The 9,039-nt window shown below is 76.8% G+C and carries 6 protein-coding genes; all 6 read left to right on the plus strand.

Annotated features, from left to right (window positions below; all coding sequences use genetic code 11):
• The first annotated feature begins 137 nt into the window (after positions 1 to 137).
• The 6 genes from ACFV4G_RS08595 (at position 138) to ACFV4G_RS08620 (ending at position 8,970) form a co-directional block, all read left to right on the plus strand.
• Positions 138 to 422 carry a hypothetical protein gene (locus tag ACFV4G_RS08595; RefSeq protein WP_359957841.1) on the plus strand — a complete coding sequence of 95 codons (285 nt, stop codon included), beginning with the start codon at positions 138 to 140 and terminating at the stop codon, positions 420 to 422.
• 62 nt (positions 423 to 484) lie between these two features.
• Positions 485 to 907 (plus strand): TadE/TadG family type IV pilus assembly protein, encoded by a 423-nt coding sequence (locus ACFV4G_RS08600; protein ID WP_380437913.1) that lies wholly within the window; start codon positions 485 to 487, stop codon positions 905 to 907.
• A gap of 74 nt (positions 908 to 981) precedes the next feature.
• Complete coding sequence (locus tag ACFV4G_RS08605; protein WP_380437915.1) at positions 982 to 1,383, plus strand: TadE/TadG family type IV pilus assembly protein; 402 nt, start codon at positions 982 to 984, stop codon at positions 1,381 to 1,383.
• 283 nt (positions 1,384 to 1,666) lie between these two features.
• Positions 1,667 to 2,152 (plus strand): hypothetical protein, encoded by a 486-nt coding sequence (locus ACFV4G_RS08610; RefSeq protein ID WP_380437917.1) that lies wholly within the window; start codon positions 1,667 to 1,669, stop codon positions 2,150 to 2,152.
• Positions 2,152 to 6,237 carry a LysM peptidoglycan-binding domain-containing protein gene (locus tag ACFV4G_RS08615; RefSeq protein WP_380437919.1) on the plus strand — a complete coding sequence of 1,362 codons (4,086 nt, stop codon included), beginning with the start codon at positions 2,152 to 2,154 and terminating at the stop codon, positions 6,235 to 6,237. Before ACFV4G_RS08610 ends, ACFV4G_RS08615 begins: the two co-directional genes overlap by 1 nt.
• Positions 6,238 to 6,636: 399 nt before the next feature.
• Complete coding sequence (locus ACFV4G_RS08620; RefSeq protein WP_380437921.1) at positions 6,637 to 8,970, plus strand: hypothetical protein; 2,334 nt, start codon at positions 6,637 to 6,639, stop codon at positions 8,968 to 8,970.
• Positions 8,971 to 9,039 lie beyond the last annotated feature (69 nt).

The following is a 9,039-nucleotide window of genomic DNA, read 5'->3' on the forward strand; positions in this document are numbered from 1 at the left end:
CTCACGTGATATCCCGCATCATTTTGTAACCCCCGCCCCCCCACCCCTACCCCCCCGTCGCCCCCCAGCCCGCCCCCCCGCCCCCCGCGGGCCCCACGAGCCCGCACCGCACCTCACCTCACCACCGGGAGAACCCGATGACCCACCTGGCCGTCCGGCTCAAATACCTGGCCGGGCTGTTCCTGCGGCCCGTGCTCCTGCCCGTCCAGTTCGCCCTGCTGCTGTTCACCTTCCGGCTCGGCCGGCTGCGCGCCGCCCGGGCCCGCGGCGACCGCGGCGCCATCAGCATCGAACTCGCCCTCGCCATCATCGCGCTGGTGGTCGTCGCCGGCGCCGTCGCTGCCTCGCTGGTGATCCTGCAGAAGAAGGTGTCCACCAAGGTCGAGCAGGACCCGAAGTACCCGGGCGGCGCGGCAACCTGATGATGGGCGACAAGCGCCGTTCGCGCGGCAGCGGCAGCGGCAGCGGGAGTGACCGGGGAGCGATGAGCCTGAGCCTGGCCATCGTCTTCCCGGTGGTCCTGCTGCTCCTGCTGCTGGTCGTGCAGGCCTCGCTGTGGTGGTACGCGCGGCAGGTCGCGCTCACCGCCGCTCGCGAGGGCGCCGAGGCCGGCCGCACGCAGAGCGCGGCGGGCGCGGCGACGAAGGGCGCGCCGGACGACGCGGCGGACCAGGCGGCGAAGGACGCGGCGGCGCGCGCGCAGGCCGAGGACTTCCTGCAGCGGCAGGGCAGCGGCACGTACGAGGTGAGCACCGACGGCAGCACCGCGCAACGGGTGCGGGTCACCGTCCGGCTGACCCCGACGCTGCTGATCCCCGGTCTGTCCGCGCCGCACATCACCCAGTTCGCGGAGGCGCCGCGCGAGCGCTTCGTTCCGCCGGGAGCGGCGCCGGGGGCGGTGCCGTGACCGGGCGGTCCGGGCCTTCCGCGCGCACGCGGTGGCGTCCGGCCGGGGTGCGGCGACGGCCGGACCGCGGCGGGGTGGCCATCGAGGCGGCGATCATCGCGCCGTACGTGGTCGGGCTGGTCCTGATCGCGATCGCGGCGGGGCGCCTGCAGACCACCTCCGCGACGGTAGAGGCGGCGGCCCGCTCGGCCGCCCGCACGGCCTCGCTCGTCCGCAGCTTCGACGGGATGGCGGAGCCGGCCAAGGAGGCGGCCCGCGACCAGCTGAAGCAGCAGGGCGTCTCCTGCGGCAACCTCTCGGTGACCGTCACCCAGGGGGAACTGGAGCTGCCGGGCGGCGCCGTCGCCACCGTCAAGGTCCGGGTGGTGTGCGACGTCGGGCTCGGCGACCTGCTCGGCGGGCTCTCCGGGGTGCCCGGGACGAAGACCCTGGCCGGCGAGTTCACCTCCGTGGTGGACCGCTACCGGGGCGCGTGACGACAGGTGGGCCGGATCCGGGGATTGGGGACGGCCCGGGCGGGGGAGACGCAAGCGGAGAGCGCCCGGGCGATGACGGAACGGGGCCGGGCGGCGCTCGGTGGGGGCCGGTGGCGTTCGGGGCGGTCGGGGCGGGGCCGGCCGGCTCGGGGGCGAACGGCTTCGGGGCGAACGGCTCGGGGACGAGCGGGGACGAGCGGCATTGGGACGAACGGCTCGGGGACGAGCGGGGACGAAGGGCCAGGGGGCGAACAGCGGTGGGGAAGTCCGAGGGGGTGTGAAGGTGCGTGCACGTGAGGGTGCCGGGCCGCACGGCCGGCCGACCGGCCTGCTGCGCCTGCGGCGGCCGCGGCGGCGGTCCGACCGCGGTGCGGTCTCGCTCTTCGTGGCGATCTGCGCCGTCTACCTGGTGTTCGTGATCGCCATCGTCGTCGACGTCGGCGGCCGCCTGCGGGTCGTCGAACGCAACGACGCCTACGCGCAGGAGGCGGCCCGGGTCGGCGGACAGCAGCTCGACCAGGCCCTCGTCCTCCAGGGCAAGGGCATCCAGGTCCAGCACGACTACGCCCTGAAGGCCGTCGACGCCTACCTCGGGCTGTACGGACTCACGGCGGCCGGGGTCACGTTCTCGGCGGACGGCAAGGTCGTCACCGTCACGGTGGTGACGGACTTCCGGCCGGTCCTGCTGGGCTCCCTCGGAGAGCGTCAGGTAACGGGCAGGGGCAGTGCCACCCTCGTCCACGGAGTCGAGAAAGCGGAGACCGACTGATGGCCGCGCCACGTGCAAAGGACCAGGCCCGACCCGCCCCGGACCAGGCCCGGACCACCCGGAGCCACAAGCGGGTCCCGCAGGCCCCCGCCCGGCGGGCGCCGGGCGGGCGCGGGCGCGCCGGGGCGGTGATCACCGCGCTCGCCGCGCTGGTCACCCTGGCCGCCCTGCTGCTGGGCCTGCCCGCCCTCCTGCTCTACGGGACCCAGGCGGTCGCCGCGATGGGCGACGTCGCCCCGGACGGCATCGGCCAGGCGCTCACCGGCCCGGACGACGGGCGGCTGTTCCTGTGGCTGCTGGTCGTCGTCGGCTGGCTGGCCTGGGCCTGCTTCGCGCTCTCCGTCCTGCTGGAGGTCCCGGCCCAGCTGCGCGGGCGGATCGCCCGCCGGATCCCGGCGTTCGGCTGGAGCCAGCGGATGGCCGCCGGGCTGGTCGGCGCGGTGCTCGCGCTGCTGCCGGTGGCCGGTTCGTCCTTCGCCGCCGTCTCCGAGCGGCCCCAGGCCGCCACGGCCACGGCCCAGTTGACGGCCGGCGTGCAGCGCGCCGCCCTGCCGGCGGCGCAGGCCGCGCCCGCCCTCGCGGCCGCCGCCGAGCAGCACCCCAGCTACACCGTGCGCGACAGCCGGCCCGCCGACAGCCTGTGGTCCATCGCCGAGCGGCAACTGGGCTCGGGCGAGCGCTGGGTGGAGATCGCCAGACTCAACGACGGCCGGACGATGGACGGTTCGGGCGTCCGCTTCGACGCCGACCGGCCGATCCAGCCCGGCTGGGAACTCCTCATGCCCGCCGACGCGAAGCCGGACGAGGCCAAGTCGCCCGCTCAGGCGCCCGCTTCCGCCCCCGCGCCGACGCAGCCGGCTTCGCAGGCCCCGCAGACCCCCCAAGCGGGCACGGAGGCCACCGGCACCGAGGCCACGGGCGCGGCGGGTGCCCAGGCCGCCGGCGGACACGGGACGGTGACCGTCAAGGAAGGGGACAGCCTCTCCGCCATCGCCCAGCGCGAGTTGGGGGACGGCGACGCCTGGCCGAGGATCTTCGACGCCAACAAGGGCGCCCAGGCCCCGGACGGCGAACGCCTGACCGACCCGGACCAGCTGGTGCCGGGCATGGTGCTCACCGTCCCCGGCGCGGCCACCGCTCCCGCGCCTGCTCCTGCCCCTGCGCCGGCCCCAGCTCCCGCCCCGACTCCCGACCCGGCGCCGGCCCCCGCGCAGCAGACGCCCGCGCCGTCCGCCCCGGCCGGCCAGCCGCCCGCGACGCAGGCACCCGCGACGCAGGCTCCGGCGCCCGCACCCACCCAGGCCGCGCCGACGCCTGCTCCCTCGCACGCCCCGGGCCACACCCCCGCACCCGCGCCCGCCGCCCACGCCGACCCGGCGCCCAGCGACGACTACACCGTCGCCCTCGCCGCCTCCACCGTCGGCGTCCTGCTCGCCGCCATCATGATCGGCACCGTCGCCCACAAACGCGGCGGCCAGCTGCGGGCCCGCCGCCCCCGGCACCGCATCACCATGCCCGAGGCCGAGGCCGCCTCCTTCGAGAACGAGCTCAGGGCCCGTCAGGACGACGCCGGCCTCGACCTGCTCGACCGCGCCCTGCGCACCATGGCCCGCAACACCGTCCGCGGCGGCAAGCGCCTGCCCGCGATCATCGCGGCCCGGATCACCCCCGGCCACACCGTCGAGCTCCACCTCTCCGGCCCGGCCGCGCCCATCGCGCCCTTCCGCGCCGCGCACGCCCCCAACGTGTGGTGGTGCAGCCCCGACGCCGGCGACCTCCTCAACGCCACCCAGGCCCGCAAGACCGCCGCCCCCTACCCGGCCCTGGTCACCCTCGGCACCGCGCCGGACGGCTCGGTCGTCCTCGCCGACCTGGAGACCGTCCGCCTCCTCCACCTCTCCGGGCACCCCGACGACGCCCGCGACGTCCTGCGCACCCTCGCCATCGAGCTCGCCCACAGCCCGCTCGCCGACCGGCTCCACCTCCACCTCGTCGACCTCGCCGAGGAGGTGCCGATCAGCGGCCCGGCCGCCGAACGCGTCCACCGCCACCCGACGCTCGAAGCCGCGCTCGCCGCCCTCGGCCCGCGCACCGCCAAGGCCCGCGTCACCCTCGTCGCCGCCGAGGCCACCAGCCCGCGCGAGGCCCGCAGCCGCGGGCAGGCCGACGAGTCCTGGACCCCGGAGATCGTCCTCTGCGCCCAGCAGCCCGGCGGCGGCGTCCCCGCCGAACTCGGCCGCCTGCTCGACGCCCGGCCGCGCACCTGCGTCGCCGTGGTCACCCGCGCCCCCGAGCGCGGCACCGGGCCGGTCGCCCGTTGGACCCTCCCGACCACCGGCCAGGCCGCCATCCCCGGCCTGCACCTGACCGTCGAGCTCCAGCGGCTCACCGGCGCCCAGTACGACCAGGTCGCCGAACTGCTCCGGGCCGCCGACGACGCGACCCAGCACCCGGCGCCCGCCTGGACCCTGGACGGCCCCGGGAACGACGACGCCGACGACGGCTTCGGCGACGACTCGGACACGGCCGAACTGCCCGCCGCCGTACCGGTGCTGGCTACGGTCGGCGGCCCGGCCGAGGAGGGCGCGAACGGCGCCGCTGGGGTCGGCGGGGCTGGTGGGGTCAGCGGGGCTGGTGGGGTCGGCGGGGCTGGTGAGGCCAACGGCGTCGGCGGCTCCGGCGCGGGGGCCGGGGCGCGGGCGCTCACCCGGGTCATCGGCACGGGCGCGAGCCCGTTCGCGAGCACCGACCCGGCGGCGCCGACGACCGGGACCGGGCGGCACGCCGTCAACGGGCTCGGGCGCAAGGCGGTGACGGGGCAGGTGTCGCCGGTCCTGCCGCCGGTCCTGCCGCTCGGGCCGGTCACTCCGCTCGGGCCGGTCGTGCCCGCCGTGCCCACCGGGCCTGCGGCTCAGGCCGTGCCGGTCGAGCAGCTTGTCGAGGACGGTGCCGGCGAGGGCAGCGAGGACACCACCCGGGACCTGCGGGTACCGGGGCCGGCCGCCGTCGTGCTGCCGGTCCAGCCGGTCGCGCCGGTCGCGCCGGAGTCCGTGGCCCCGGTGCCCGTAGTCCCGGCACCCGTGGCCCCGGCGCCCGCCGTCGAGCCGGCTGCCGAGCCCGCGCCGACGCACGACCCGGCACCGGCGTCCACCGGCGCGGCCCCGCGGATCCCGGCCCGTCCGGAGCCGGGGACCGGTCCCGCCGCCACCGCCCCGGTCGTGGTCACGGCCGTCGGCACCACGGCCACCGCCACCACGGCCGCCGGTCGCACCGACAGCGACGACCTCCTCGCGATCCTCCGCTCCCCGGAGGCCCACAGCGCCCGCAACGCGCCCCGGATCCGGCTGCTCGGCCCGGTCGACGTGGCAGGCGCCGTCGGCACCGTCGAACCCGGCCACCTGCCCCGGCTCACCGAACTCGCCGCCTACCTCGCGCTGCGCCCGGGCGCCGACCACGCGGCCCTCGACCACGACCTCCACCCGGGCGCGGCCCACCTCGACCCGCACCCCACCACCGCCGACGCCGTGAGCCCGCTGTCCGGCAAGATCGCGGGCCTCGCCGCGTGGCTCGGCGTCACCCCCGAGGGGCGTGCGTTCCTGCCCACCGACACCGCCGACGGCTACTCCTACGCCCCGGCCGTCACGTGCGACTGGGACGAGTTCCGCAGCCTCTACCGGCGCGGCATGCGCAGCACCAGCGCCACGGCGGACGCCGCGCTCGCGCACGCCCTGGCCCTGGTCCGGGGCGCCCCGTTCGCCGAGGCCCCGCCCGCGTCGTACGGGTGGGCCGAGGCCGAGCGCCAGGACATGATCGCCGCCATCGTCGACACCGCCCACGAACTCGCCGCCCGCCGCCTCCAGTACGGCGACCACCGCAGCGCCGAGGCCGCCGTCTTCCGCGGCCTCGCCGTCGCCCCGGACGTCGAGCTGCTGCACCGCGACCTCTTCTACGCGTACGCCTCGGCCGGCGCCCGGGACCAGCTCCTGCGCGCCGTCAACCGCCTCGACGCCCTGAGCCGCCGCACCGGCCGCGACCTGGACGCCGACACGGTCGCCCTCCTCCGCGACCTCCTGGCCGGCTCCTGACCACCGTCCTCCGGCGGGGGGCCCGCCCGCCGCCGGAGGGGGTGTCACGCGGTGCCCGCGCGGGCACAGTTCGATCACCGCGCCGCCGGAATCCGCACACGACGGGGGAGTGCCGTGGCGGTCCCCCGGGTTCCTCGGCCAATGTGCTTGATCGGAACGGAAGTTGACGAGCGAGGGCCGGGTTCCGGGCCGACCGGCGCGCCGATCGGCGACCCGGCCTGGATCGGGTGCGCCGGGATCTCGTAGGGTGGCCGAAACGGGAGTGGTGCCGCGCACCACGCAGTAAGGGCATCAGACGCCGCACGAGCGGCGGGGTGGGGCGGTGACCAGAAGATGGCGGAGACGACAGCTGTCCCAGGAGGCCCCGAACCGGCAGCGGACGCGGGGCCCCTGGACGCCGTGCCGCCGCCCCCGCGCATCCCGGGCGACGAGCACCCGCCCGGCCCGGCCGCCCTGTACGAGCCGCTGGACGTCCCCGCGTCCGTGCCCGCGCCCACGCCGGGGCCGGCGCCCGTGCCGACGCCTGCGCCGGTACCGGTGATGCCGCCGGCCGCGCCGACCGGATGGACTCTCACCGACATGCCCGCCGTGGGCGCCCCTGGCCCCGCGCCCGTGCAGGCCCCGGCCCCGGCACCCTCCTTCGCGACGCCGCTGCCGTTCTCGGTGCCCGGCGTCGGCGGCGGACTGGGGGCGGCGCCGCGCGGGCGGATCCTGGTGGTCGAGGGCGGCTACGGCAGTGCCGGCCGCCGCACCTGGGGCCGCGGCGTCCCCGCCCAGGCGACGGTGCTGTCCGCGATGCTCGCCGCCGTCTCGCCCCAGGTGCTGCTCGCCGCGGACGCGGTCGACGCCGTCCACCTGCCCGGCGCCAGCGACCCGCACACCGTCCTCGCCCACCTGCGGGCCGCAGCCCGCCACCCCGGGCCGCTCCTCGTCCACCTGGGTGGCCACCTGGTCGCCGACAAGCGCGGCGGGCAGCTCCACCTCACCCTGCGCGACTCCAAGGCCGCGAGCATCCGCCAGGACGGCCTGCCCTGGCAGGCGATCGCCGCCGAGCTGAGCCACCGCCCGGCCGACTGGCAGACCCTGGTCATCGCCGACCTCAGCGCCGACCAGAACGCCTGGCCCCTCCTCCAGACCGGCGGCCCCGGTGCCGCCGCCCCGCTGAGTGACGGCGTCCCGCTGTGGGCCGTCGTCAGCCCGGACCCGGAGCAGATCGGCACCTTCACCCGCGCCCTCATCGAGGCCCTGCACGGCGGCCGCCCGGGCGCGGGCGAGGTCCTCGCGCCCGAACAGCTGCGCCAGCAGGTGTACTCGGTGCTGCGCCCGGACGTGGTCATCGTCGCGACGCACGCTCCGGACCGCCCGGTCTTCCGCAACACAGCCCGCCGCACCGACGGTCCGGTGGCGGACGCGCTGCCGATGGGCGCTGCGCCGGTTGAGGTCGTGCCGGTGGACGTGGTGCCGACGGGCGTTGCGCCGGTTGAGGCCGTGCCGGCCCAGCCGGTGGTGCCGGTCCCTGCTGCGGCCTCCGAAGCCGAGGCCGTCGAAGCTGAGGTCGTCGAGCCCGACTTCATCGAGCCCGACTTCATCGAGCCCGAGGCCGGTGAGCCCGAGGCTTTTGTGTCCGATGCTGTCGCCACAGCGGTCGTCGAGGAGGAGCCCGCTCCCGAGGCCTCCGTCGACGGCCTGGTGAGCCTCCGCAAGGCCGGCGTGCCGCCCACCCCGCGGCCGCCCGCGCGCCCGGTCACCTTGCAGAAGCAACTGCCCGACGTCCCGAGGACCATGACGCTCCGCGCGCTCATGCTGACCGACGTTGACGTTGACGTTGACGTCGAGACCGACGCCGAGGCCGTGGCAGTGGCCGACGTTGACACCGAGGACGTCGCTGTCGAGGACGTCACCCCGACGCGGACCCCGACCCCGACCCCGACATCGGGCGTGAGGCTCGCGAAGGCCGCGTCGCCCGTTCCGTACGCCGCTCCGGCCGTGGACGAGCCGCAGGACGCCGTCGTCGAGCCGGAGCCGGAGGGTGTGGTGGTGCCGGCTCCGGACTTGGAGGAGGAGCTCCAGTCCGAGGCCGAAGTCCCGCTGGAGGAGCCCCGGTTCGAGGAGGACGTTCCGGTGGAGGAGCCCCCTCTGCTCGACGAGCCTGCTCCGCTCGAAGAGGCGCCCGGGCCCGAGGCCCAGGCCGAGCCCGAGGCGCAGCCCGAGCCCGGGACGTCGGACGAGTCCGGGACGTCGGACGAGCCCGCGGATCCGGCCGCAGCGGAGGACCCCGCGTCCGCCGGCCCCGAGCCGCGCGCCGACTACCGCGAGACGCTCGGCCGGATCGTCCGCAGCGCGGACGCGGGTGACCACGCCGCCGCCACGGACCTCGCGTTCGCCCTCGAACTGGAGGCGATCGCCGAGCACGGCGCGGTCTCCGAGCCGGTCCTCCAGGTCCGGCAGGTCCGGGCGCACGTGTGCCGGCTCGCGGGCAAGCCGGCCGAGGCCGCGGACATCTACCGCGAGGTGGCGCTGACCCTGCTCCGCTCGCAGGGCGCGGACCATCCGGAGACCCAGCAGGCGGCCACGAACGCCGAGGCCTGCTGGCGGGCGATCAAGGACCGCACGGAGGCCATCCGCATCGCGCCGGAGATCATCGAACTGCGCGCCTACCTCCCCGGCCCCGAGGGCCGCAAGCTCCGCGCCGCCGAGCGCTACCTCGCCCAGCTGGCGGCGCCGGGCAACTGACCGGCGACAGCCGACGGGTGACAGGTAACAGCCAACAGAAAAAAAATTTTTTAAAATGTGATATGTGTG

Source organism: Kitasatospora sp. NPDC059747 (assembly GCF_042732955.1).
GTDB lineage: Bacteria > Actinomycetota > Actinomycetes > Streptomycetales > Streptomycetaceae > Kitasatospora.

Coding starts and splice junctions, on each gene's coding strand:
- ACFV4G_RS08595 (WP_359957841.1), top strand. CDS start 138: ATGACCCACCTGGCCGTCCGGCTCAAATACCTGGCCGGGCTGTTCCTG.
- ACFV4G_RS08600 (WP_380437913.1), top strand. CDS start 485: ATGAGCCTGAGCCTGGCCATCGTCTTCCCGGTGGTCCTGCTGCTCCTG.
- ACFV4G_RS08615 (WP_380437919.1), top strand. CDS start 2,152: ATGGCCGCGCCACGTGCAAAGGACCAGGCCCGACCCGCCCCGGACCAG.